This window comes from Paludibacterium flexuosum, from assembly GCF_037076605.1.
Lineage (GTDB): Bacteria > Pseudomonadota > Gammaproteobacteria > Burkholderiales > Chromobacteriaceae > Paludibacterium.
Window position 1 is genome coordinate 3296511 of the sequence record NZ_AP029060.1, and the last position, 24470, is coordinate 3320980.

Here is a 24470-nt window from a genome sequence, read left to right on the forward strand (position 1 = left end):
GACCCTGGCATGCAAAACAAGATTGAAGATATCCGTGTGGTGCCAACCTGCATTGCAGTCGGAAATGCCGTCGGCGAGTCAGAGAATATTCTCATTTGTAATCAAAATCCATTGATTTGGATCAACCGAGTCGGTACTTGCCAAGGCGGAATAAAATACTTGCGTCATGTAACATCGCTACATGGCGCGCCTCGCACGTCGATAAGACCAGTATTTGCTAATGGTTACGTGATGCTAGGCAATGGCAGGCGCCGCCCTCTTTCCATCGGATGCCTCCTTCTGCAGGGATGCGTCTGTTCTGGCCATTCTCTTACTGTAGTATTGCTACAACAATTTGTCGGTGATGAATCTGGCCCTGACCGGGATGGCCATGCCCGGATCATTTTTTACGGGCGTTATTTAACAGTTAGTTTAAAATGGTGTTTTACCGCTTGCGGGTATGCGTATTGCCCTGCGGTGTGTGAAACGGATAAAGTCTCTGCTTTATAGCGCGGATTCTGGAGAATGACTCGTGTGGTCAATCATTGAAGCGGCCGGTTGGCCGATCTGGACAATTGTGGTTGCCTCGGTGGTTTCGCTGGCCATTATTCTCGAACGCCTTTACTCCCTGCGTCAGAGCCTGGTGGCGCCTGCCGGTCTGCTGGCTCAGACGCTGGAGGAGTACCGTCGCAACGGGGCGGACAGTGCCGCGCTGCGGCGTATTGCGCAGGCCTCGCCGCTGGGCCGGATTCTGGATGCCGGCATTCGCAATGCCGATGTCAGCCGCGAGGTGATGAAAGAAGCGATTGAAGATGAGGGGCGGATTGTATTGTTCCAACTCGAACGATTTTTAACCACTTTGGGGTCGATCGCCGCCATGGCCCCGTTGCTGGGTCTGCTTGGTACCGTGGTGGGGATGATTGAACTGTTCGGTTCGCAGACCCCGGCCGGCACCAATCCGCACGTTCTGGCGCACGGGATTTCCGTGGCGCTCTATAACACGGCCTTCGGTCTGATTGTGGCGATTCCCAGCATGATGTTTTACCGGCATTTCCGCGCCAAGGTGGATGCCTTGCTGGTGGAGATGGAGTCCCAGGCGGTCCGGCTGGTGGAAGTGATTCACGGCGAACGCCGCCAGGGGTAAGCCATGAATTTCCGTCGAGGGCATCATCGCGATGAGCCGGAAATCAATTTGATTCCGTTGATTGACGTGTTGCTGGTGATCCTGATTTTCCTGATGGTCACGACCAGTTATCAGCATTACGCCGAGATGCAGGTCAATCTGCCGGTCGGACAGGGGGATGTCGCCAAGGACAAGCCGCTGACCGTACAGGTGAGCATAGCGGCCGATGGCCGCATGTCGGTTGATCAGCATGCACTGGCGGCCGGGGACGAGAAGGGTCTGCTGGCGGCGCTGCAGCAGGCCAAGCCGGATAGCGTGGTGATCATTAATGCGGATGGCAAGGCGTCGCATCAGTCGGTGGTCAGTGTGATGGAGGCGGCACGCAGTGCCGGTCTGACCCGGCTGACTTTTGCTACCCAGGTGCCCGCTCAGTGAGCCTGATCGAACGGCACTGGCAGCAGCCGCGCCTCTGGCTGACTGTATTGCTGACCCCGCTGGAATGGTTGTTTGCCGCACTGGCTGCCCTGCGCCGTGCGGCTTTTCGTTATGGCTGGCTGGCCAGCGAGCGTTTGCCGGTGCCGGTGGTGGTGATCGGCAATATTCATGTGGGCGGGGTCGGCAAGACGCCGCTGACGCTGGCGCTGCTGCATTCGCTGCGGCAGCAGGGCGTGCGGGTCGGGGTGATCAGTCGCGGTTATGGCGGTCAGCACCGTCAGCCGACGGCGGTGTTGCCCGACAGTGACCCGGCGCAGGTGGGGGATGAGCCGATCTTGCTGGCCGCCGCCGGGGTGCCGGTTTTTGTGGGCCGGGACCGGGTGGCGGCCGGGCGTGCCTTGCTGGCGGCGCATCCGGACGTGCAACTGATTCTGACTGACGATGGTTTGCAGCATTATCGTCTGGCGCGTGATCTGGAAGTTGTGGTGGTGGACGGAGCGCGGGGTTTCGGCCAGCGTCATCTGTTGCCCAACGGGCCGTTGCGTGAGCCGCTGCGGCGTCTGCAGCAGGTGGATGCGCTGGTGATCAACGGCCGGCAGCAGGGGCGGATTTCGCTGCCGGCGCACTTGCCCTGTTTTGCCATGTCGCTGGCGCCCGGGGCGCTGTATGCCGTGGCCGAGCCGGGCAGGCTGGCCACGGCGGCGGATTTCGCCGGTCGCAAGGTGGTGGCGCTGGCGGGTATCGGTAATCCCTGGCGTTTCTTTGCCTCGCTGCGCGAGGTGGGGATTGTTGCTGAGCGCGAGCTGGTGTTTCCCGATCATCATGTGTTCACCCAGGCGGATCTGCCGACGGACGCTGATGCTGTCATCATGACAAGCAAGGATGCTGTCAAGATGAGACACCTCAATCATGATAAACTGTGGGTTCTGCCGGTCGAGGCTCATCTTGAGCCGGATCTGGCCGCGTGGATACTGGCAAGACAGAAGGCAATGAATGGACGCTAAATTTCTCGATATCCTGGTGTGCCCGGTGTGCAAGGGGCCGCTGGTGCTGGTCAAATCGCAGCAGGAGCTGGTCTGCAAGGGCGATCGCCTGGCTTTTCCTATCCGTGACGGTATTCCGCTGATGCTGGAGGAAGAGGCGCGTGAGCTGGCGCCGGAGGAAGAGGTCGAATGACCGGCTTTGTCGTGGTGATTCCGGCGCGCATGGCTTCCAGCCGTCTGCCGGGTAAGCCGCTGGCCGATATTGCGGGTGTGCCGATGGTGGTGCGTGTGGCGCGTCAGGCGCTGCAGAGTGAGGCCACGCGAGTGCTGGTGGCGACGGATCATGCGGATGTGCAGGCGGCTTGCCGGGCGCACGGCATTGAGGTGGTGATGACGCGCGCGGATCATGCCTCCGGGACGGATCGGCTGGCCGAGGTGGCGGAACAGCTGGCGCTGGCGGATGACGCAGTGCTGGTGAATGTTCAGGGTGATGAGCCGCTGATTGATCCGGCGCTGATCAACCGGCTGGCGGGTCTGCTGGATGATGCGGCACTGCCGATGGCGACGCTGGCGCATCCGATTGCCGATGCGGCCGAGATGTTTAATCCGAATGTGGTCAAGGCCGTGGTGGACAGTCACGGCCGGGCGCTGTATTTCAGCCGGGCGCCGATTCCGTTTGCGCGCGATGCTTTTGCGGCCGGGCGTGACAGCCTGCCGGACGGTTTGCCGGTTTTGCGTCATATCGGCATGTATGCCTATCGTGCCGGTTTTTTGCGGACTTATGCGCGGCTGGCGCCGGCACCGCTGGAAACCTTCGAGGCGCTCGAGCAACTGCGTGCGCTGTGGTATGGCTATCCGATTGCCGTGGCGACGGTGGACGCCGCGCCTGCGCCGGGGGTCGATACGCCGGAAGATCTGGCGCGTGTCCGCCAACTATTCATCTGAACCGACAATAACCCATTCAATCCTGGAGTAATGAGATGAGACTGATTCTGTTGGGCGCCCCGGGCGCCGGCAAGGGTACCCAGGCCAACTTCATCAAGGAGAAGTTCGGCATTCCGCAGATTTCCACCGGTGATATGCTGCGTGCCGCCGTCAAGGCCGGTACCGAGCTGGGCCTGGCGGCCAAGAAGATCATGGACGAGGGTGGCCTGGTGCGTGACGACATCATCATCGGCCTGGTCAAGGAGCGCATTGCCGAGGCGGATTGCGCCAATGGTTTCCTGTTTGACGGTTTCCCGCGCACGATTCCGCAGGCGGAAGCGATGAAGCAGGCGGGGGTCGATATTGATTTCGTGGTCGAGATCGATGTGCCTGATGCGCTGATCGTGGACCGTATGTCGGGCCGCCGCGTGCATGTGGCGTCCGGTCGTACCTATCACGTGAAGTTCAATCCGCCTAGGCAGGATGGGCTGGATGATCTGACCGGCGAGCCGCTGATTCAGCGCGATGACGACAAGGAAGAGACCGTCAAGAAGCGCTTGCAGGTTTATCACGAGCAAACGGAAGTGCTGGTGTCCTACTATTCGCAGCAGGCGGCTGCCGGTGATGCCAAGGCGCCGAAGTATGTGCGGGTGGATGGCACGCGTGCGGTCGAGGCCGTGCGGGATGAGGTGCTGAAGGCGCTTGGCGCCTGATGAAGAAAACCGCCGCAAGGCGGTTTTTTTTGGGCCTGCCGTGCCGGCCGGCGTGGTGTGATTTCATTAGAAATCAATCACCTCCTGATAATTCTCAGAGATTTCGCACAGGGCCTGCGTTAATCTGTACACTTGCCGCAAGGTAATTTGAACGTCGGTTCTGGAGAATGGCATGTATCAAGGAGAACGCTTTAACGGCATCTCCCATTTGATCGGTACGCTGCTGGCGATCACCGGTCTGGCCGTGCTGGTCACGCGCGCGGGGATCGAGGGCGACCCCTGGAAGGTGGTCAGTTTCAGCCTGTATGGCGCCACGCTGGTGATTTTGTATCTGGTGTCGACGCTGTATCACAGCGTTCGGGGCCGGGCCAAGGCGATTTTGCAGAAGTGCGATCACTCGGCGATTTATCTGCTGATTGCCGGCAGTTACACCCCGTTTGCCCTGGTCACACTGCGTGGGGCATGGGGCTGGACGCTGTTTGGTCTGAGCTGGGGGCTGGCGCTGTTCGGCATTGTGCAGGAGTTGACCATTGGTCGTCGTACCCGGCTGTTGTCGATGATTTTGTATGTGCTGATGGGCTGGATGGTGCTGATTGCCATCAAGCCGCTGGTGACGACGCTGGCCCTGCCGGGTCTGATCTGGCTGGCGCTGGGCGGCCTGTTCTACAGCGTGGGGATTTATTGGTTTCTGAATGATGAGAAGATCCGCCACGGGCACGGGATCTGGCATCTGTTTGTGCTGGCCGGCAGTGTCTGCCAGTTTGTCTGCGTCATGTGGTACGTCTGAAGCCTGTCACTGTCGCAAAGAAAAATGCATCGCCACGGCGATGCATTTTTTTTGTCCGGCCGGCCGGGGGGCTTACTCGGGGCGCGGTACTTCGAATGGCACGCGCTGTTCGGCGACCAGGGTCGACAGGGCGGTGACGACATGGGGGTCGAACTGGCTGCCGGCGCGCTGGCGGATGTAGTCCATGGTCTCGCTCAGGGTCCAGGGTTCTTTGTACGGCCGTTTGTGCAGCAAGGCATCAAAGACATCGACCACGGCCACGATGCGCGCTGACAGCGGGATTTCCTCGCCCTGCTTGCGCTGCGGGTAGCCTCGACCGTCGTAGTGTTCGTGGTGGCCGCCGGCAATCTCGCTGCCGAAGGACAGATAGCTTTTGCCTTCGACCATCAGGCTGGATTTGTGCAGGATCTGCGCGCCGATGGTGGCGTGCTGTTCCATGATGGTGCGTTCGTCCGGGTCCAGTTTGCCTGGCTTGAACAGGATGTGATCGGGTGTGCCGACTTTGCCGACATCGTGCAGGATGCTGGCCATGCCGATCATTTCCATGAACTCGCCACTCAGGTCGGTGGCATAGACTTGCATGCGCTTGAGTTCCTGCGCCAGGGCGTCGGTCAGGCGCTGCACGCGCAGCACGTGCTGGCCGGTGTCGGAGTCGCGGTATTCGGCCAGGTCAGCCAGGGCCACGACGGTGGCTTCCTGGGATTTGCGCAGCTGGTTGTAGAGGTAGAGGTTGTCGTAGGCCGCCGAGATGCGCTGGCAGAAGACTTCCAGCAGGTTGCGCTCGACGTCTTCCAGTGGCCAGGGCGGGCTGAAATGGACCACGAACTCGCGGTTGTTCTGCGAGGTGATGTAGAGCACGTCATACGGGTGGTGGTACATGCTCTTTTTCTGTTTCAGTGCCTCGTGAATGGCGGCGGCCAGTTCTGGCAGGGCGCTGAAATCGCTGGTGTGGGTCAGGTGCTCGTAGGAGCCGGTGGCGGCGATGACTTCGACGGCCAGCCGGCCGTTGGTCTGGCTGCCATTTTCCACGCACAGGATGCCATCCATGCCGACATCAAGCAGGGTGCTGACTTGCTTGAGCACGCCGGAGGCAAATTCTTTCAGTGAATGCAGCTGGTAGAGATCGCCGGCGCCTTCGAGGATCTTGGCCAGTCCCTGGCGGTTTTTCTCGATGGTCAGCAGGTTTTCGTGCGCGCGCAGGGAGGCAATGACGGTGGTGAACAGTTTCTGTACCGTCAGCTCGGTCTTGGTCTTGTAGTCGTTGATGTCGTAATCGAGGATGACTTCCTGTTCGGGGGCCTGGCCGGGCTGGCCGGTACGCAGCACGATGCGCACGGTCTGGTTGTTCAGTTCGCTGCGGATGCGGTGCACCAGCTTCAGGCCGGCATCGTCGGTCTCCATGACGACGTCGAGCAGGATCAGCGCGGTATCCGGATGTTCGGCGATGACCCGGAAGCCTTCGTCGGCGGAGGAGGCGTATAGCAGCATCAGCCCCTTGTCTTTGAAGCGGATGTCCTGGATGGCCAGGCGGGTGGCGGTATGCACGTCTTTTTCATCATCGACGATCAGGACCTTCCACGGCCGTTTCGGCGGCGACAAGGGGTCTTCGCTGACCTCGACGTGATCATCGTCCAGTAGCCAGTTTTCTTCGTCTTGATGTTTGTTCTTGTCGACCATCAGCTGCCCTCCTTGGGCGCAATTTCAGGCGCAATGCACGGCAGGGTGATCGAGAAGGTGGTCCCTTCGCCGAGCACGCTGGAGACGTCGATGCTCCCGCCCAGGCGCTGCCGCACAATGTTGTAGACGATATGCAGACCCAGCCCGCTGCCCCCGCTGCCGCGGCGGGTGGTGAAGAAGGGCTGGAAGATCTTGCCCATGTTTTCCGGTGCAATGCCTTTGCCGTTGTCCCGCACGGACAGGGCCAGATAGCCGTTTTCCAGGCGGTGGGCGTGAATGTCGATGCGTCCTTCCTGGCCTTCTTCAAAGGCATGGGTGGCGGCATTGACCAGTAAGTTGGTCATGACTTGCGACAGGGCGCCGGGATAGCTGTCCATCAGCAGATCCGCTTCGCAGTCGACCTGGATGTCGATCTGGGTGCGCTTGAACTTGGGGCGCAGGCTGGTGATGATTTCGTGCAGATAGTCTTCCAGCTGGAAGTCGCGCCGTGCCTCGCTGGTCTGGTCGACGGCCACCTGCTTGAAGCTGTGGATCAGGTTGGCCGCGCGTTCGGCGTTGGACAGGATCAGGTCACAGCTTTCCTTGGCGGTCGACAGGTAGTTCTGGAAGTCGCTCTTCTTGATGGCGCCGGCTTCCAGTTCGCTGTTGAGTTGCTGAGTGATGGCGGCCAGGTGTGAGGCGGCGGTGAGCGAGATGCCGACCGGGGTGTTGATTTCGTGGGCGACACCGGCGACCAGGCCGCCGAGGGAGGCGAGTTTTTCCGATTCGACCAGGGTTTGCTGGGTCTGCACCAGGCGGCGATAGGCATCCTGGGCTTTTTCTTTTTCTTCGCGGGCAATGGCTTCGGCCTGTGTCCGCATTTTCAGATCATCCATGATCCGTTCGACGATGCGGTTGAAGCTGTGCATGACATCGCCGAATTCGTTTTTCTGGTTGACTGTGATGGTGGCGGATTCGAGGTCGGAGCTGCTGGCGGCCAGGTCCAGGGCGTCTTGCAGGTCTTTCAGCGGGTGGAAGACGAAATGGCGCAGGGCGTAGCTCATCATGATCAGGATGAGGAAGTCGAGCAGGACGATCTGCACCACGCTTTCGGTCAGGCGGCTGCGCAGCTGGGCATTCAGGTCGCGCCGTGACAGGTAGACCTGGGCAATGCCGAGTTTTTCTTTGCCCTGATAGACGATGGGGATGGTCAGGACATCGTCGGCCACGGGTTCTTCGCTGGGGGTCATGTCGCGCAGGCCGCGGCTGTCGCGGATGCGGCCGATGTTGAGGCCGGCATCGCCCTTGATACGGATGGCAATCAGCGATTGCCAGCCCAGTTCGGCATCCAGTGTCAGCTGGATGTATTGGTCATCCAGCTGCCAGACGCCGTGCGGAAGCGACAGCGCGAGACGCTCTTTCAATGCGGTGCGCAAAGCCTGATAGTCGGCTTCGCCTTGGGCTTTGCTGTTGCTGAAAGAGACGTAGCCCATGACCGATAGGATCACGGTAATGCCGACGATCAGCCAGACAGTCAGTTGAGCCTTGATGCTTTTCATCATGATGGGCGGCTTCCTCACTCCTTCTCATCGTAAATAAGCCGGATGCAAAATGCAAAACACAATCATGAATAGTTGATTAATGCCATTGTCGATGCAGATCGGTGGGTCAGGCGGTGGCCGGACGGGGCGCAGGCCATTTCTGCAGCAGCAGTCCGAACAGGATCAGTGCCAGTCCGTACAGGGTGGAGGGCAGGATGGCTTCGCCGGCCAGCAGGTGGATGAGCAGCAGCGAGAGCAGGGGGGACAGGAAGATGAGATTGGCGATGCGTGCGGTATTGACGGCGCGTTTGAGGGCCGAGAGCCATAGTACGAAGGTAAAGCCCATTTCGAAGGCACCGACATAGCTGCCGCCGAGCAGGCCTTGCCAGGAGGGCCACTGCAGCTGGCCGCGCCAGGCGCACCACAGCAGGATCAGCGGCAGGGCACAGGCAAAGTTGAGTGTCAGGCCGATCACCGGCTCACGGCGGTCGCGCGTGTTGGCCAGCCAGTAGCCGGCCCACAGCAGGGTCGATCCCAGTGCCAGGATGACGCCCTGCGGGTTGCCGAAGTGCAGTGACAGTAAGTCGCCATGGGTGGCGATGGCGAGGACGCCGAGGTAGCAGACCAGGGCCGCCAGCATGTCCTGGCTGCGCAGGCGTTGTTTGAGGACGGGGACGGAGAGAAGCGACAGTGTCAGGGCCCAGGTGTAATTGATGGCCTGTGCTTCCTGTGCCGGCAGCAGGGCGTAGGCCTGGAACAGCACCAGATAGTAGGCAAAGGGGTTGATGGCGCCGAGCAGCAGCGAGCGCTGCCAGTGGGCGCGCCAGCTGGTGCGCAGTTCACCCAGCCTGCCCTGAACGCTGAGGATGGCCAGCAGGCAGAGCAGGGAGGCGAGATTGGCCCACAGCAGCAGTTGGGACGGGGTCAGGTGCTGCAGGCTCAGCTTGAAGGCGCTGGCGACGGTTGACCAGGCCAGGACGGCGCCGAGTCCGGCGAGGGTGGCGCGGCGTTGGTCACGGCTGTGCATGGGTCCCCGGGAGAGTGCGCAGACGGGGCAGCAGACGGTTGAGTTCGGCGGACAGGGCGGTGGCGGTGGCCGATGCGCTCAGGCCGATGGGACCGCCCTGCTGCCGGGTGTAGTGGTTTGCCACGCAGCCGTGGACGTAGGCGCCGAGCGAGGCGGCGGCAAACGGGTCGAGTTTCTGGGCCAGCAGGGCGCCGATCAGGCCGCTCAGGACATCACCCTGACCGGCTGCGGCCAGGGCCGGCCCGCCGCTGGTGTTGACATGGTAGTAGCCGTCGGGGCCGGCGATCAGTGTGCCGCTTCCCTTGAGCAGGGTGACGGCATTCAGTCGGGCGGCCAGCGTCCTGACGGTGTGCAGGCGGTTTGCCTGCACGGCGGCGGTGTCGGTCTCGAGCAATCGGGCGGCTTCGGCCGGGTGCGGGGTGATCAGGCTGGGCCAGCGTCGTTCGGCCAGCTGGTTCTGCAGCTCGCTGGCGCCGGCGAGCAGGTTGAGGGCATCGGCGTCCAGCAGCAGGGGGCCGGGGTGGGCGAGTGCCTGTTGCAGCAGTTGCCGCGCGCGCAGATCCTGTCCCAGTCCGGGACCGATGACCAGTACGTCACAGTCGGGCAGGGGATCGGCGGGCCGGATCATCAGTTCGGGCGCGGTCGGGTCGACGGCAAGCCGGTCGTCCAGGGTGGCCAGCAGGACTTTGCCGGCGCCTGCCGCCAGGGCGGCGCGGCCGGCCAGCAGGGCGGCGCCCAGCATGCCTTCGGCGCCCCCGGCGATGGCGAGGGTACCGAAGCGGCCTTTGTGGCTGTTGTGGGGGCGCAGCAGGGCGCTCAGGTCGACCGGATGATAGACCGCCCCTTCGGGGGCTTCGCCGGCCCAGCCCGGGTGCTGCAGGGTGTCGAGGTAGATTTCGCCGGCCAGGTCCGGTCCGTCACCGGTCAGCAGACCCGGTTTGTGACTGAGGAAGGTCAGGGTGGCATCGGCGCGCAGCACCCGGTTGCGGGCGGTGCCCTGCCAGGCATCGAGTCCGGTCGGTACGTCGAGTGCCAGGGTCGGTACATGCAGAGCCTGCAGTCGATCGAGTAGCGCACACCAGAAGGGATCGAATGGTCGATCTGCGCCGATGCCGAACAGACCGTCCACCAGCAGGTCGGGGCGGGTGGCATCGGCCGGCAGCTCTGCCAGGGTCGTGCCTTGTACGGCTTGCCAGGCGGCCAGTGCCTGGCGTGCCGCCGCCGTTCTGGGGGCCGCCGGCAGCAGCACTTCGGCCCGGAATCCGGCGTGCAGCAGGGCGGTCGCGCAGACCAGGGCATCGCCGCCATTGTTGCCGGGGCCGGCGGCCAGCAGGATGTGGGCGCCTGTCGGCCAGCGAGCTGCTATCCACCGGGCGGCAGACTGGCCGGCGCGGGCCATCAGGTCGATGCCCAGTGTCTCGGCGCGCTGTTCCAGTGCGCGCAGGGCGGCACCGCTGTAGATGGCGCTGCTCATGGCCGGGTTTCACCCCAGCGCTGGATCAGGTTATGCGGTACCCCGAGCTGGTCCATGATGCGTGCCACGATGAAGTCCACCATGTCGTCGACGGATTTCGGGTGGGTGTAGAAGCCGGGGCTGGGGGGCAGGATGACCGCGCCGAGGCGGGCCAGCTTGAGCATGTTTTCCAGGTGCAGGGCCGAGAAGGGGGTCTCGCGCGGGACCAGGATGAGTTTGCGGCCTTCCTTGAGGCTGACATCGGCGGCCCGCTCGATCAGGTTGTCCGACAGGCCATGGGCGATGGCCGCCAGGGTGCCCATCGAGCACGGGCAGACCACCATGGCATCGGCCGGGTTGGTGCCCGAGGCCACCGGGGCAAACCATTCTTCGCGGCCGAAGACTTTCAGTTGGCCGGGTTCGGCGCCGCTTTGTTCGATGAACCATTGTTCGGCGTCGGCCGGACGGCCCGGCAGGGTGAGTCCCAGCTCTTGCTGGGCAACGACCTGGGCGGCCTGGGAGTAGAGCACCCAGACCCGCACGCCGGCGGCGATCAGGCAGTCGATCAGGCGCAGGCCGTAGGGCAGGCCCGAGGCGCCGGTCAGGGCAACGGCGATGGTTTGAATCTGGCGCATGGTGATGCTCGTTCGGTGAACGGGCCGCGTGCGGCGGCCCTAGTCGGCATATTGTAACTGGCGGTGGCGAAGCATGATTTGCTGGTCAGGGAAGCATTTCGCCAGTTGCTCGGCAATGTAGACCGAGCGGTGCTGGCCGCCGGTACAGCCGATGGCCACGGTCAGGTAGCTGCGGCTTTCCTGGTTGAAGCAGGGCAGCCAGCGGGCAATGATGCGGCGGATGTCTTCGGTCATTTCGGCGACGGCGGGCTCTTGCAGGAAGAAGTCGATGACGGGTTGATCCTTGCCGGTCAGCGGCCGCAGTTGCGGGTTGTAGTAGGGGTTGGGCAGGCAGCGCACGTCAAAGGCGAAGTCCAGATCGAGCGGGACGCCGTGCTTGAAGCCGAAGGATTGCAGTACCAGGGTCAGGCGGCTGCTGTCTGCCGACACCAGGTCCTTGACCCAGCTGCGCAGGGCATTGGGAACGAGGTCGGTGGTGTCGAAGCGGGCGCCGAGTTCCTGGATGCTGCCCAGCATGTCTTTCTCGGCCAGGATGCATTCGTTGATGGTCAGGAGTCCGTTGCCGGCCAGCGGGTGGCGGCGGCGGGTTTCGGAAAAGCGTTTGACCAGGGTGTCGTCCTGCGCTTCAAGGAACAGCAGGCGCACATCGACGCCTTGTTCGCGCAGCTTCTGCATTTCATGGGGCAGCGCACCGAGGGAGGGGCTGGAGCGGACATCCACGCTGATGCCGATCTGCTCGAAGCCGTAATCCTGATACAGCGACACGGCCTCGCTCAGCATGGTGGCGGGCAGGTTGTCGACGCAGTAGAAACCCGAGTCTTCCAGCGCCCGCAGGGCAATGGATTTTCCCGAACCGGATTGCCCGCTAATCAATATCAGTTGCATGTTCCTGATCCTTCAGGAAATTGGTGTGACGTTCGATGAATTCGCGCGTGCTGTCGATGCCGCGCAGTTGCAGGATGTAGTTGCGGACGGCGGCTTCGACCAGAACGGCGAGGTTGCGACCGGCCGCCACCGGCAGGACGACCTTGCGCACCGTGACGCCGAGAATGTCCTGTGTTTCCGACTGGATGTTCAGCCGGTCGAGGGCCTGCATGGCCTGATCGTTGGCCTTGACCAGGTGGATGATCAGTTTCAGTACTTTCTTCGGTCGTACGGCGGTTTCGCCGAAGATGGTGCGGATGTTCAGAATGCCCAGCCCGCGTACCTCCAGGAAGTCGCGCAGCAGAGGCGGGCAGCGTCCTTCCAGGGTTTCCGGCCCGATCCGGTAGAGTTCGACGGCATCGTCGGCCACCAGGCCGTGGCCGCGCGAGATCAGGTCCAGGGCCAGTTCGCTCTTGCCCATGGCCGAGTCGCCCATGATCAGTACGCCGATTTCCAGGACGTCGAGGAAGACGCCATGCAGTACGGTGGAGACGGCCAGCGCGCGAGCCAGATAGATGCGCAGCACATCCATCAGGTACGGGCTTTCCAGCGGGGTGGACATCAGCGGCACGCTGTGGGAGTGGCAGTAGTCGCGCAGCAGTTTCGGTACCGGCTGGCCATTGGCCACCATGACCACTGACATGCTCTTGTGGAACAGTTGGTCGAGGGCGGTTTTGGCCGCCGACTGTTCCAGTCGGTTCAGGTAATCGACCTCGGCGAGGCCCAGTACCTGGACACGGTTGGGGTGGATGAAATTCAGGTGGCCGACCAGCGCCAGCGTAGGGCGCTGTTCGTCGATGCCGATAATGTTGTCGGCGCCCGCCGTCCCGACAACCCAGCTGAGATTCAGCTTTTGCTGGTTTTCCTGGTAAAGCTTGCGCACGGTTATGCTAGGCATGGGTCGACCACTCGGAAAGAATCTGGTAGAGCTCGTCCACGCTTTGGGCGGTGAGCATTTTTTCGCGCAACGGGCGGCTGGAGAAGAGTTGCGCCAGCTCGGACAGGACCTGCAGGTGCAGGTCGGTGGCCTGTTCCGGTACCAGCAGGACGAACAGGCTTTGTACCGGTTTGCCGTCCGGGGCATCGAAAGGAATCGGCGCTTTCAGGCGGATGAAGATGGCCGCGGCTTCCTTGAGTCCCTGGGCTCGGCCGTGGGGAATGGCAACCCCCTGACCCAGGCCGGTGGAGCCGAGTTTTTCTCGGGCAAACAGACAATCGAACACCTCGCTGCGGGCGATGCCGCAGGTATTTTCCATCAGCAGACCGACCTGCTCGAAAACCCTTTTCTTGCTGCTGACGTCGAGGTCGAGCAGGATGTGCTCGCGGGAAAGAATCTTACCGATCTGTTTCATAGCGTTTGGCGGCATCGGAGGCCGGGCGGACCGGCTTCGTCAAAAAGTCTGGCAAACAAAAACGGGAACCCGAAGGTTCCCGGCAGTACTGAATGTCACTTTACAGCGAAGCTTCCGGGTGGGCGCCGCGGTGCTCGGTCTGCTTTTCCTTGAACTTCAGCACCTGACGGTCCAGCTTGTCCATCAGCAGGTCGATGGCGGCGTACATGTCGGCCTCGGTGGCTTCGACATGGATGTCCTTGCCGGACAGGTGAACGTTGACCTCGGCTTTCTGGACCAGTTTGTCCACGGACAGGGTAACGGAGACATCGATCAGGTCGTCGACATGGCGGCTGATGCGCTCGAGCTTCTCATCAATATAGTCGCGCAACGACGGGGTGATCTCGAGGTGAAGACCAGTCACTTTGATGTTCATAACCCTTACTCCTTACTTTGTTGCCATGATGACTGCACGGTCGGGTCGGCCGTACAGCCGGATGTTGGATTACAGAGCCTTTCTTTGATTGACCGGCGCTATCTGCATGGCTTCACGATACTTGGCAACGGTACGTCTTGCAACCTGAATTCCCTGGCTGGATAGCTGTTCGGCAATGGCGCTGTCTGACAGTGGCCTGGATGGGTTCTCCTGTTCGATCAGCCTGCGGATATGTGCCTTGATGGCGGTGGCGGAGCATTCTTCGCCACTGTCGGTTTCCAGGGCACTGCCGAAGAAATATTTCAGCTCGAAAAGTCCCCGGGGACAGAGCAGATATTTCTGGGTGGTGACTCTGGAGACGGTGGATTCGTGCAGCCCGAGCTCATCGGCGATATTGCGCAGGATCATCGGCCGCATGGCCACTTCGCCTTGTTCAAAGAACGCTTGCTGCTTGTCGACTATAGCTTCCGACACTTTCAGGATAGTGTCAAATCGCTGTTGAATGTTCTTGACCAGCCACCGTGCCTCTTGCAGACGACTGCCGAGATCGCCGGATTGCTGGCGGTTTTCCGACAGCATGCGGGCGTAGATCTGGTTGACGCGCAATTGCGGGACGGCGCTGCTGTTGAGCTCGGCCACCCAGCGGCCTTTACGCTTTCTGACGGTGACGTCCGGGGTGACGTAATGGGTGTCGCGCGCGTCGAAGCCGCTGGCCGGACGCGGGTTGAGGCGGGCGATCAGGGTCTGGGCTTCGCGCAGGGCATCGTCGCTGGTGCCCAGCAGCTTGCGCAGGCGGGTGTAGTCACGGGCGCCGAGCAGGGCCAGGTGCTGCGCGATGATGTCGCCGGCCAGGGATTTGCCGGGGGTGCTGGCCGGTAATCTGGCCAGTTGCAGTTGCAGGGATTCGGGCAGTGAGCGGGCGCCGACGCCGGGGGGGTCGAACTGCTGCAGCATGCGCAGGCCGACGGCCAGTTCATCTTCGTCCAGGGCCAGCTCTTCGGGCAGACTGGCCACCAGTTCGGCCAGCGGCGTGGTCAGGTAGCCATCGTCATCCAGTTCTTCAATCAGCAGTTGCACGACGGCGTGGTCGCGCTGCGGCAGGTCAATTTCTCCCAGCTGCGACAGCAACAGCTCGCGCAGGGTCTGATGACAGGGCACATTGTAAAAGGGGTCGAATTCGTCGTCGTAGCTGCCACCACTGCCGGTCCCGCTGCCGCTGCCCCAGTCCTGCAGCGCTTCCATGCCCGGTTCGCTCGCCGTGTCCTGCTCCTGCTGCTTCGGGACCTCTTCGCTGTGGCTGCTTTCCATCGGGCGCTCCGGCAGGCCGGGTTCGCCGGGAGTGTCTTCATCGCGCTCGAGCAGCGGGTTTTCCAGCAGATAGCGTTCGACTTCGGCTTGCAGTTCGACCGTCGACAGTTGCAGCAGCTTGATCGACTGCTGCAATTGCGGCGTCAGGGTCAACTGCTGGGAGACTTTGAGCTGGAGGCTTTGCTTCATGATGGTTTACAGATGGAAATGCTCGCCCAGGTAGACTTTGCGCACCCGCTCGTCGTTGACCAGTGTTTCCGGCTCGCCGGCAGCCAGCACGGCACCGTCGCTGATGATGTAGGCGCGGTCGCAGATCCGCAGTGTTTCTCGCACGTTGTGGTCGGTGATCAGTACGCCGATACCGCGTTCCTTGAGGAAGGAAATGATCTTCTGGATGTCGATGACGGCAATCGGATCGACCCCGGCAAAGGGTTCATCCAGCAGGATGAAGCGTGGCCGCGTGGCCAGCACGCGGGCAATTTCCACCCGGCGCCGCTCGCCGCCGGACAGCGACAGGGCATTGCTGTTGCGCAGATGGGCGATGTTCAGGTCATCCAGCAGCAGGTCGAGCTCTTTTTCCAGTTCGTCTTTCTTGAAGCCGGTGATCTCCAGAATGGCGCGGATGTTTTCGTCGACCGTCATCTTGCGGAAGATCGAGGCTTCCTGCGGCAGATAGCCCAGCCCGAGCCGCGCCCGACGGTGGATCGGCATGTGGGTGATGGACTGCTCGTTGATGGTGATTTCACCGTCATCGGCACCGACCAGACCGACGATCATGTAAAAGCTGGTGGTCTTGCCGGCACCATTCGGCCCCAGCAAACCCACGACTTCGCCACTCTTGATCTGCAGCGAGACATCCTTGACTACCGTGCGGTTCTTGTAGCGCTTTTTCAGGCGCTGCACTGTCAATACGCTATCGGTCATGATCACTTTCCGGCGCCGCTGCTGGCGTCTTTCTTTTGTGGCTGGATGATGGCGGTGACCCGGCCCTTGTTGGCGGTATTGCCGCTGCCGCCCTGGCTCTGATAGACCTGGGTTTCGGTGTTGTAGACGATGACGTCGCCGATCAGCAGGTCATCCCCCTTCTTGACGCGGGCATTGGTGGTCAGGATGGCGGTATGGGTGACCGTGCTGTAGTCGATGCGCTTGGCCTGCCCGTCGATCCAGACATTTTTCTTTTCCGGCGTATCATCCGCCTTCTGACGGAAGGTGACCAGCTTGCCGGTGGCGATCATGGTCTGATTGCCCTGAGCGTCACGGGTGACCGTCAGGTGGTCGGCATGCATCAGCATGGTGCCCTGGATGACCACGACCGCGCCATCCCATTCGGTGATGCCCTTGATCTGGTCGAGCGTGGCGCGGTCGGCGCTGATCTGGATCGGCTTGCCGCTGTCGGCTTTTTCGGCGAACGCCAGCGGGGTGGCCAGGGCAAGGAGTGTCAGCAGCAGGGCGGATTTATTGAACATAAGTGGCCTTTGCATAAGACAGCATGTTCACGATGCCGGTCTTTTGGTCGTAATTGAAACCCGTCGAATTGGCGACACTGCTGCCATAGTGAACGGTGGTCGGCATCGGTGAGCTGGCGTAGTGACGGACGGTGTCGACGGTCATGGCAGAGCTGTCCAGCGTCATCGGCGGCTGACCCGCGACCGCCGGTTTCTGCAGATGCGCCTTATGCTCAAGGAACGCGACGCGCGACTCGGTATTGTAACGCCCGTTGTCGGCGATCAGCGTGTAATCCAGCTGTCCATCCTTGAACAGCGCGATGTTGCCCTGATTGAAATACAGCTCGCGCTGGTTGGGGTACTGCCACAGTCTGTCGGCAATCATGTGCTGCAGGACGCGCCCTTGCTCATCAAAGCGTGTCGCGTCGATTTTCTCGGCAACATATTCGGGCTGGGACGGATCGAGATCATGGCCGAAGCTGCCCAGCTTGGAGACCTGATCCAGCCAGATCGTCAGCAGGGCGGTGAGGGCGACCAGCGCCACGGGGAACAACCGTGTCCAATGCCCGCTCTTCATGACAGATAGCCCGCGATCAGGTCGTCCAGCGTGCCCTGGGCCTGCATGATCAGCTCGCAGGTTTCGCGTACGGCCCCACGTCCGCCACGATTGCCGGTGACGTAGTGGGCGTGCTGGCGCACCACGCTCGGGGCTTCGGGGACGGAAATCGCCAGCCCGACACGCAGCATGACCGGCAGGTCGACCACATCATCGCCCACATAGGCACATTGCGCCGGCTGCACGCCCGCCTTGGCCAGCAAATCCTCGAAAGCCGTGCGCTTGTCGTGAATGCCGGCATAGTAAAAATCGATGCCGAGCCCGCGGGCGCGGTGCTCGACACAGCTTGCGGCGCGGCCGGTAATGAGGGCCAGTTTGACGCCGGTGGACTGCAGCATTTTCAGGCCATGGCCATCCAGCGTATTGAACCCCTTGAGTTCTTCCCCCGCGGCGGTAATGAAAATCGTGCCATCGGTCAGTACACCGTCCACATCCATGATCAGCAGACGGACATTGCGTGCCAGGTCATTGGTCGCTTGCATGTTATTCCTCGGGCTGGCTGGCGGGATCAGACCACGCCGGCCTTGAACAGGTCGTGCATGTTGAGGGCCCCGACCAGCTGCTGTTCGGCATTGGTCACCAGCAGACAGAGCACCTTGCTGGCTTCCATCTGCTCGACGGCCTCGGTGGCCAGGCAGTGTGCCGCAATGGTGCGGGGCGATCGGGTCATGACGTCTTCGATGCGGATGCCGGTCAGGTCCAGGGTCTTGTCCAGCGTGCGACGCAGGTCGCCGTCGGTGTAAACCCCGACCAGCGAGCCGGCGGCATCGGCCACCGCCGTCATGCCCAGACCTTTCTTCGACATTTCCAGCAAGGCATCTTTCAGGGATGCGCCCACCTTGACGCAGGGCAATGCCTCACCGGTGTGCATGACATCGGCAACACGCACCAGCAGGCGGCGGCCGAGGCTGCCCGCCGGATGCGACATGGCAAAGTCTTCTTCGCGGAACTGCCGCTCCTGCATCAGGGTGACGGCCAGGGCATCGCCCAGGGCCAGCTGCGCCGTGGTGCTGGAGGTGGGGGCCAGTCCCAGCGGGCAGGCTTCCTTGTCGACATGGGCATCTAGGTGGACATTGGCCAGCTTGGCCATGGTCGATCCCTCGCGCCCGGTCATGCAGATGGTGTGAATGCCCTTGCGCTTGAGCGCCGGCCACATGGCCAGGACTTCATCACTCTCACCGGAGTTGGACAGTGCCAGCAGGACGTCTTCGCGCATGATCATGCCCAGATCGCCATGCACGGCTTCGGCCGGGTGCAGGAAGAAGGCAGGGGTGCCGGTACTGGCCATGGTGGCGGCGATCTTGCGCGCGACATGACCGGATTTTCCCATGCCGGTCACGACCAGGCGTCCCTTGCAGGCGAGGATCAGATCCACGGCGCGCGAAAAGTCGCCATTCAGACGCAGGGCCAGCGCTTCCAGCGCCTCGGCCTCGGTTCGCAAGACTTCTCGGGCGCTTTGCAAGCGGTTCGTGTAAATTTGGGTATCCATAAGCGTGAATTATATCAAGGTTATAAGCCCAGGGGTCGCGGCTGGTGCAACTTTTGCTTAAACCTTTGACTCTGTCATGTGATATCGATAAAAGTTGCGGAGAACATAACTGACCATGCATTCACTTGCTGTTGTCGTCGTGGTATTGCTGCTGGCTGTACTGGTCATTACCTTGTGCCGCCGGTTGCGCGTTCCTTCCCTGCTGGCCTACCTGCTGATCGGCTTTCTGGCCGGCCCGGCGGTGGCGGGCCTGGTGCCCGAAGGGGAGTCGACCGCCCTGCTGGGTGAGATCGGCATTGTCTTCCTGATGTTTACCATTGGCCTGGAGTTCTCGCTGGCCAAGCTCAAGGCCATGCAACAGCTGGTGTTTGGCGTCGGCCTGCTGCAGGTCACGCTGACCATGCTGCTGGGCGGGGTGGTTTGTTATCTGTTCATTGGTCATGCCGGTGCTGCCTTTGCGCTGGGAGGTGCGCTGGCCATGTCCTCTACCGCGATCGTCAGTCGCCTGCTGACCGAGCAGCGCGAGCTGGGGCAACCGCATGGCCAGCTGGCCATTGGCGTGTTGTTGTTCCAGGACATTGCCGTGGTGCCGCTGTTGATCCTGCTGCCCGCCCTGAGCGGCAGCCAGGCGCTGCTGTGGCAGTCGCTGGGCATGGCGGCTCTCAAGGTGCTGGTGGTGCTGACCGTGTTGCTGGTGCTGGGCCAGCGCCTGATCCGTCCCTGGTTTCATCTGGTCGCACGCCAGCGCTCCGGCGAGCTGTTCATGCTGAATGTCCTGCTGGTGACGCTGGGCATTGCCTGGCTGACCGAGTTGTCCGGGCTCTCGCTGGCTCTGGGGGCCTTTGTCGCCGGCATGCTGATCTCCGAGACCGAGTATCGCTATCAGGTTGAAGAGGATATCCGGCCATTCCGTGATCTGCTGCTGGGCTTCTTCTTCATTACGGTCGGCATGCGTCTGTCCCTGCCTGTGCTGGTGGACCAGTTCGAGCTGGTGCTGTTGATGGTGCTGATTCTGTTGCCGGTCAAGCTGGGCGTGGTCTATGGCGTGGCGCGCGCCTTCGGCCACCAGTCCATGGCCTCGATGCGCGGTGCGCTGGCGCTGGCGCAGGGCGGGGAGTTCGGCTTTGTCCTGCTGACGCTGGCCTCGCGCCTGGATCTGATCACGACGCCGGTCATGCAGGCGGCGGTCGCTGCCGTGTTGATTTCCATGCTGGTGGCGCCCTTCATCCTGATGCATGGCGAGGCCATTGCCAAACGGCTGGTCCGGCAAGACTGGACCCTGCAGGCCTTCGACCTGCACCACGTGCTGGTGGAGAGCATGTCCAAGAGTGATCACGTGCTGATCTGCGGCTACGGACGCAGCGGTCAGGCGCTGGCCCGGTTGCTGGAAACCGAGGATATCCCGTTTTTTGCTCTCGACATGGATCCGACCCGGGTACAGGAGGCGGCCGAGGCGGGGGACCCGGTGGTGTTTGGTGATGCCTGCAAGACGGAGGTGCTGCTGGCGGCAGGTATTCAGCGTGCCAAGGTGATGGTGATTTCCTTTTCCGATACCGAGGTGGCTTGCCGCATCCTGAATCGCGTGCAGCAATTGCGGCCGGATTTGTCGGTCATTGTGCGCACGGTGGATGACGGTGATATCGATCGGCTGCGTGCGGCCGGCGCGGACGAGGTGGTGCCGGAGATCCTGGAGGGCAGCCTGATGCTGGCCTCGCAGGCGCTCATGGAGGTCGGTGTCCCGTTGCAGCGTGTGCTGAGGCGCATCCGTCGGGTGCGGGAAGAGCGTTATGGTTTGTTCCGTGGTTTCTTCCACGGCATGGACGATATCGATTCGCTGGAGGATGAGGCCCGAATCCCGCGCTTGCAGAGTGTGGTGCTGTGCGAGGGGGCGGCGGCCATCGGCCAGCCCCTGCATGCGCTGCAGCTGGCTGAACTCGGTGTGTCCATCAAGTCGATGCGCAGTCAGAACCGGCGCTTCTTTGATCTGGACGAGAATCTGCAGCTGGGGATGGGGGACGTGCTGGTGTTGCTGGGCAATGCCGAGCAGCTGGCCCGGGCGGAGAAGCGCATCCTGAGCGGCGCCTGAACGGCAGGGGCGGCCATCGGCCGCCCGCCGCTCATGGCAGGATGGTGGTGATCTGTTTTTTCAGTTCCTGCTTCAGCGCCTGCTGTTTTTCGGTCTCGGTTTTCTTTCCCTTGACCAGGGCATTGAAGTTCAGCGCATACACCGGGGCATTCAGCGGCCCGGTAATCTTCAGCGGGATATTCACGCCCTTCAGGCTGGAAAACTCTTTCGGATTGGCCTGCACGTTCATGTTGTAGTCGATGATGCTGTGGCGCAGGTCGAGCTTGCCGCCGCCATTGACGTTGACCAGCTGCGAGGCAAGCTTGAGATCCTGATTGCGCCCGATGCCCTGATCCATGTGGAAGCTGGCCTGAAGTGTCGAGAAGGTGGTCTTCTGGTTGGCGCGCGCCGGGGTGTTCATTTCCTTGAGTTCGGCAGGCAGGTTCTTCAGGGCGGCGACCAGGTCGATCCCGGTCAGCGCCCCCTGGTTCAGGCTCATCTGCACGTCACCGCTCAGGTTATTGCGCAAGTCGACAAACGAGTCGCCCTGTGCCGACAGCGCGACCTGGCCATTCCCCTTGCCGTCCAGCTGGCCAAAGCTGAACAGATCCACCAGCAAGGGGCGGATGTTCATGCCGCGCAAGGTCTGGCGCACTTCGTAGCGATTGACCGGGCCGCGCTTGAGTCGTGCGTCACCCTGCAGTCTGCCGGCATAGATATTGGCGGAAATCTGAGTCAGTTCCATTTCCTGCGGCAGGATGCGTACCGCGGCAGCGACATCCTTCATGCGGAAGCGTCCGACTGACAGTTCACCGGCGCTGATCTTGCCATTCAGGTCAAAGAAATCCATCCAGTCCAGCGGGATCGGGTTCTTGTTCTGGAAAATGGCGACCGCCTCTCCCTTGGTTTCCGGCAGATAGCGGTTCAGGTCGAGTGCCCCGATGCTCAGTGCCGCTTCATGGCGCGGGTGGACCAGACCATATTGCGTTACATCCAGCGCGATATCCGAACCATCGATCTTGCCCTTGCCATGCAGGTCAAAGCGTTCGTCATGCAGTGTGCCGCTCAGCGAGCCCTGCATATTGGCGATCAGCTGGCCACGGGGTAGCAGGGGGGTGATGGCCTGAGCGCTCAGGCTGAGTGGTGACAGTTGCAGGTCATTCAGCCTGGCCAGGGTGAAGGGTGCATCCAGCGTCAGCTTCACCCGGTTGTTGCCCACCTGCCAGTTGAACTCGCCGTTGAGGCGGCTGGCGTTCATGGCGTTGCGGCTGATGTTCAGGTTGGCCAGATTGGCTTCCAGCTGATAGTGGCTGCGTTCGTACTGCATGCTGCTCGACAGGTGGCTTTGCGGAATCAGGATGTATTCCGGGCCGGCCTCCAGCGTGGGGACATTGAGCGTGGCGCTGCTTTGCGGACGTTCGGTGGTGAATTCGAACACCAGGTCATTGCCGGACGCCTTGAGCTTGTTGATGTCAAGATGCAGCGAGCCCCGGGTCTGCAGCTGTGTCTTGCCCAGCGTCGGTGTCTCGTTTTCGATCTGCGATTCGATCTGGCTGAAATCCAGGCGGTTGTCCACGATGGTCAGCGGGGTGCTCAGCGTCATGCGCAGCGGTCGTGAGCCATTGTCCAGCACCGCTCCGGCACTCAGCATGGCGCTGCTCTTCAGGCCGTCGGCTTCCAGGGTGATGCCGGTCAGCCGCTGATGGCTGTCGTTGACATCATCCTGATAATTCAGTTCGCCGTCATGGATGACCAGGGTATTCAGATTGATATTGAAGCCCTGTTGCGGGCGTCGCATGAACAAATCACTGATCGACAGCAGCCCGTCTTTCTGGCGCGTGATGGCGATATTCGGTGCGTAAAGACGCAGCGAGCGGACTTCACGCCGGCCAAACAGCAGTGGCCACCAGGCCAGTCTGGCTTCCATGCGGACCACCTTGGCAAACCGGGCGGTACTGTTCGGTTCGGTGATCGAAATATCGTTGACGTCAATGCCCGGGAACGGGAAAACCCGCGGGGTGATGGTGCCTTCGACCAGCACCTGGCGCCCGGTGTCGCGCAGCGACTCCCCCAGCGAGCGTCGCACGGCGGCTTCATCGAACTGCCAGAAGATCAGACTTTGCGTCACGATGCCCAGCAGCAGCAACGTCAGGGCAGAGTAAACGGTGATGCGTAACCAGAGGCGGCCGGAGTTCCAGTTCATGGCAGGGGGAGGACGGGCGTTGGACTAACGGTGCGGGTTAGCATGGGTCTGTTGGAGCGGGTGAAGGGAATCGAACCCTCGTCGTAAGCTTGGGAAGCTTCTGCTCTACCATTGAGCTACACCCGCGTGCTTTCGCGTAAGAGGGGACGAATTTAGCCGGTTTTGCCGCTTTTGGCAAGGCATTGTGCGGTTGCAAAATGTTTCCATTTCTAAGTCAAAGGCTTGATTGCTTGCGCCTGGTGATATGGTTAGTATGCAAAATAGATCAGCCACGACAATGTCGTCGGCGAATACCATTGCCGAGAGGGGTATGAGCGTGAGTATGGAGGAGGGTGAAGCAGATCGACTGCGCGCCCGCATTGCACAGTTGGAAGCCAACCTGGCCTCGGCGCAGGCGACCATTCGCGATCTGAATGAAAAGCTGGACGCGGCATTGGACGGGACTGGTCTGTGTCTGTGGCAGGGCGTGCCGCCGACCGGGGAGTTGAAGGTTTTCAATCTGCAGAACTTCCGGGATGGCGATATGGCGCCGAATTTCGATGCCTTCTGTGCCAAATTGCATCCGGAAGATGCCGGTCATGTGCTGGCGAACTACCATGCCCATCTGGCGGGCAAGACGCCGCGCTATGAAAGTCAGTACCGCACCGTCGGCCCGGACGGGACTGTCACCTGGCTGTGGGATCAGGGGCGTGTCATCGAGCGCGATGCCAGGGGCAGGGCGCTGCGTATCCTGGGGACGCATGTCGATATCACCCAGCGCAAGCTGGCCGAACAGGAACTGGCCCGACTGGCCTGGTTTGATCCGTTGACCGGCCTGCCCAATCGCATGCATTTCTTCCGCCAGCTCGAGCAAGCCATCAGCGAGCTGGCCGGGCACGAGCGCCAGCTGGCCGTGCTGTTTCTGGATCTGGATTACTTCAAGCACATCAACGACCAGTACGGCCACGTCATTGGTGATCAGGTGCTGATCGCCGTGGCCGGCGAGCTGCGGCAGATCCTGCGCGATGAGGATGTCGTGGCGCGTCTGGGGGGGGATGAATTCATTGTATTGCTCAAGGGCGCCGGCATTATCGACAAGGTCCGGCAGATTGCTGCCCGCATCCTGCAAAGCATCGGCCCGACCCTGCAGGTCGGCGAGCTGTCGGTTCGCCTCGGTACCAGTATCGGCGTCAGCCTGTTTCCCGACCACGGCGCCACGGCCGAGGAGCTGGTGCTGCATGCCGACAGTGCCATGTACAGCGCCAAATCCGCAGGTCGCCACATGATTGTCCACTATCAGCCGGGTCCGTCCCGGGCACGGCACGATGTGGTGTCTTCCATGGAAAATCAGGCATAAAGGGTCGTTAGGGCCTGTGGGGGATCCGCGCTCGCACCCTGTTCATCGTGGCAAGGCATGC

At 61.7% G+C, this 24470-nt stretch carries 26 protein-coding genes and 1 tRNA gene; 10 read left to right on the top strand and 17 right to left on the bottom strand.

What is annotated here, in order from left to right; translation table 11 throughout:
• The first annotated feature begins 9 nt into the window (after positions 1–9).
• The 8 genes from AACH39_RS15640 (at position 10) to AACH39_RS15675 (ending at position 4944) form a co-directional block, all read left to right on the top strand.
• Positions 10–489, top strand: a complete 480-nt coding sequence (locus AACH39_RS15640) for a hypothetical protein (protein WP_338620542.1) — start codon at positions 10–12, stop codon at positions 487–489.
• Between the two features lie 22 nt (positions 490–511).
• Positions 512–1123, top strand: a complete 612-nt coding sequence (locus AACH39_RS15645; RefSeq protein WP_215777782.1) for a MotA/TolQ/ExbB proton channel family protein — start codon at positions 512–514, stop codon at positions 1121–1123.
• Between the two features lie 3 nt (positions 1124–1126).
• Positions 1127–1537: a biopolymer transporter ExbD gene (locus AACH39_RS15650; protein ID WP_215777779.1), complete on the top strand. Its 411-nt coding sequence runs from the start codon at positions 1127–1129 to the stop codon at positions 1535–1537.
• Positions 1534–2541: a tetraacyldisaccharide 4'-kinase gene (lpxK, locus tag AACH39_RS15655; protein WP_338620543.1), complete on the top strand. Its 1008-nt coding sequence runs from the start codon at positions 1534–1536 to the stop codon at positions 2539–2541. The genes AACH39_RS15650 and lpxK overlap by 4 nt, the downstream gene beginning before the upstream one ends.
• Positions 2531–2713 (top strand): Trm112 family protein, encoded by a 183-nt coding sequence (locus AACH39_RS15660; protein ID WP_215777775.1) that lies wholly within the window; start codon positions 2531–2533, stop codon positions 2711–2713. Before lpxK ends, AACH39_RS15660 begins: the two co-directional genes overlap by 11 nt.
• The gene (gene kdsB, locus AACH39_RS15665) at positions 2710–3465 is read left to right on the top strand and encodes a 3-deoxy-manno-octulosonate cytidylyltransferase (RefSeq protein ID WP_215777773.1); all 756 of its coding nucleotides are present in this window, start codon (positions 2710–2712) and stop codon (positions 3463–3465) included. The genes AACH39_RS15660 and kdsB overlap by 4 nt, the downstream gene beginning before the upstream one ends.
• A gap of 35 nt (positions 3466–3500) precedes the next feature.
• Positions 3501–4157, top strand: coding sequence for an adenylate kinase (adk, locus tag AACH39_RS15670; RefSeq protein WP_215777770.1), 657 nt, complete (start codon positions 3501–3503; stop codon positions 4155–4157).
• Positions 4158–4329: 172 nt separating this feature from the next.
• Positions 4330–4944, top strand: coding sequence for a hemolysin III family protein (locus tag AACH39_RS15675; protein WP_215777768.1), 615 nt, complete (start codon positions 4330–4332; stop codon positions 4942–4944).
• A gap of 72 nt (positions 4945–5016) precedes the next feature.
• Here the strand turns inward: AACH39_RS15675 and AACH39_RS15680 are convergent, their stop codons facing one another.
• The 15 genes from AACH39_RS15680 to AACH39_RS15750 all read right to left on the bottom strand — a co-directional run bounded on the left by AACH39_RS15680 (position 5017) and on the right by AACH39_RS15750 (position 18805).
• On the bottom strand, positions 5017–6621 hold the full coding sequence (locus AACH39_RS15680; RefSeq protein WP_215777766.1) for a response regulator: 1605 nt from the start codon (positions 6619–6621) through the stop codon (positions 5017–5019).
• Positions 6621–8162 (bottom strand): ATP-binding protein, encoded by a 1542-nt coding sequence (locus tag AACH39_RS15685; protein WP_215777764.1) that lies wholly within the window; start codon positions 8160–8162, stop codon positions 6621–6623. Before AACH39_RS15685 ends, AACH39_RS15680 begins: the two co-directional genes overlap by 1 nt.
• 106 nt (positions 8163–8268) lie before the next feature.
• Positions 8269–9168 carry a DMT family transporter gene (locus AACH39_RS15690; RefSeq protein WP_338620544.1) on the bottom strand — a complete coding sequence of 300 codons (900 nt, stop codon included), beginning with the start codon at positions 9166–9168 and terminating at the stop codon, positions 8269–8271.
• The gene (locus AACH39_RS15695; RefSeq protein ID WP_338620545.1) at positions 9155–10642 is read right to left on the bottom strand and encodes an NAD(P)H-hydrate dehydratase; all 1488 of its coding nucleotides are present in this window, start codon (positions 10640–10642) and stop codon (positions 9155–9157) included. The genes AACH39_RS15690 and AACH39_RS15695 overlap by 14 nt, the downstream gene beginning before the upstream one ends.
• Positions 10639–11256 (bottom strand): flavin prenyltransferase UbiX, encoded by a 618-nt coding sequence (locus AACH39_RS15700; RefSeq protein WP_215777757.1) that lies wholly within the window; start codon positions 11254–11256, stop codon positions 10639–10641. The genes AACH39_RS15695 and AACH39_RS15700 overlap by 4 nt, the downstream gene beginning before the upstream one ends.
• Positions 11257–11295: 39 nt before the next feature.
• Complete coding sequence (rapZ, locus tag AACH39_RS15705; RefSeq protein WP_215777754.1) at positions 11296–12141, bottom strand: RNase adapter RapZ; 846 nt, start codon at positions 12139–12141, stop codon at positions 11296–11298.
• Positions 12122–13078: an HPr(Ser) kinase/phosphatase gene (gene hprK / locus AACH39_RS15710; RefSeq protein ID WP_215777751.1), complete on the bottom strand. Its 957-nt coding sequence runs from the start codon at positions 13076–13078 to the stop codon at positions 12122–12124. Before hprK ends, rapZ begins: the two co-directional genes overlap by 20 nt.
• Positions 13071–13532 (bottom strand): PTS IIA-like nitrogen regulatory protein PtsN, encoded by a 462-nt coding sequence (gene ptsN / locus AACH39_RS15715; protein ID WP_215777748.1) that lies wholly within the window; start codon positions 13530–13532, stop codon positions 13071–13073. Before ptsN ends, hprK begins: the two co-directional genes overlap by 8 nt.
• 100 nt (positions 13533–13632) lie before the next feature.
• Positions 13633–13947 (bottom strand): ribosome-associated translation inhibitor RaiA, encoded by a 315-nt coding sequence (raiA, locus tag AACH39_RS15720; protein WP_215777746.1) that lies wholly within the window; start codon positions 13945–13947, stop codon positions 13633–13635.
• A 69-nt stretch (positions 13948–14016) separates the two neighbouring features.
• Entirely contained in the window at positions 14017–15444 is a 1428-nt protein-coding gene (locus AACH39_RS15725) for an RNA polymerase factor sigma-54 (protein ID WP_215777744.1), read from the bottom strand.
• 6 nt (positions 15445–15450) lie between these two features.
• The gene (lptB, locus tag AACH39_RS15730) at positions 15451–16179 is read right to left on the bottom strand and encodes an LPS export ABC transporter ATP-binding protein (protein WP_215777742.1); all 729 of its coding nucleotides are present in this window, start codon (positions 16177–16179) and stop codon (positions 15451–15453) included.
• 2 nt (positions 16180–16181) lie between these two features.
• Complete coding sequence (lptA, locus tag AACH39_RS15735) at positions 16182–16721, bottom strand: lipopolysaccharide transport periplasmic protein LptA (protein ID WP_215777739.1); 540 nt, start codon at positions 16719–16721, stop codon at positions 16182–16184.
• The gene (gene lptC, locus AACH39_RS15740; RefSeq protein WP_338620546.1) at positions 16711–17277 is read right to left on the bottom strand and encodes an LPS export ABC transporter periplasmic protein LptC; all 567 of its coding nucleotides are present in this window, start codon (positions 17275–17277) and stop codon (positions 16711–16713) included. Before lptC ends, lptA begins: the two co-directional genes overlap by 11 nt.
• The gene (locus AACH39_RS15745) at positions 17274–17798 is read right to left on the bottom strand and encodes an HAD family hydrolase (RefSeq protein WP_215777734.1); all 525 of its coding nucleotides are present in this window, start codon (positions 17796–17798) and stop codon (positions 17274–17276) included. The genes lptC and AACH39_RS15745 overlap by 4 nt, the downstream gene beginning before the upstream one ends.
• 26 nt (positions 17799–17824) lie before the next feature.
• Positions 17825–18805 carry a KpsF/GutQ family sugar-phosphate isomerase gene (locus AACH39_RS15750; protein WP_215777732.1) on the bottom strand — a complete coding sequence of 327 codons (981 nt, stop codon included), beginning with the start codon at positions 18803–18805 and terminating at the stop codon, positions 17825–17827.
• Positions 18806–18920: 115 nt separating this feature from the next.
• On the opposite strand from AACH39_RS15750, the gene AACH39_RS15755 reads away from it, so the two are divergent.
• Positions 18921–20891 (top strand): cation:proton antiporter, encoded by a 1971-nt coding sequence (locus AACH39_RS15755; protein WP_215777730.1) that lies wholly within the window; start codon positions 18921–18923, stop codon positions 20889–20891.
• A 31-nt stretch (positions 20892–20922) separates the two neighbouring features.
• Here AACH39_RS15755 and AACH39_RS15760 read toward each other — a convergent pair whose 3' ends face one another.
• Entirely contained in the window at positions 20923–23073 is a 2151-nt protein-coding gene (locus AACH39_RS15760) for an AsmA family protein (RefSeq protein ID WP_215777727.1), read from the bottom strand.
• 52 nt (positions 23074–23125) lie between these two features.
• Positions 23126–23199, bottom strand: a tRNA-Gly gene (locus AACH39_RS15765).
• 184 nt (positions 23200–23383) lie between these two features.
• Here AACH39_RS15765 and AACH39_RS15770 point away from each other — a divergent pair.
• Complete coding sequence (locus tag AACH39_RS15770) at positions 23384–24409, top strand: sensor domain-containing diguanylate cyclase (protein ID WP_338620547.1); 1026 nt, start codon at positions 23384–23386, stop codon at positions 24407–24409.
• Positions 24410–24470 lie beyond the last annotated feature (61 nt).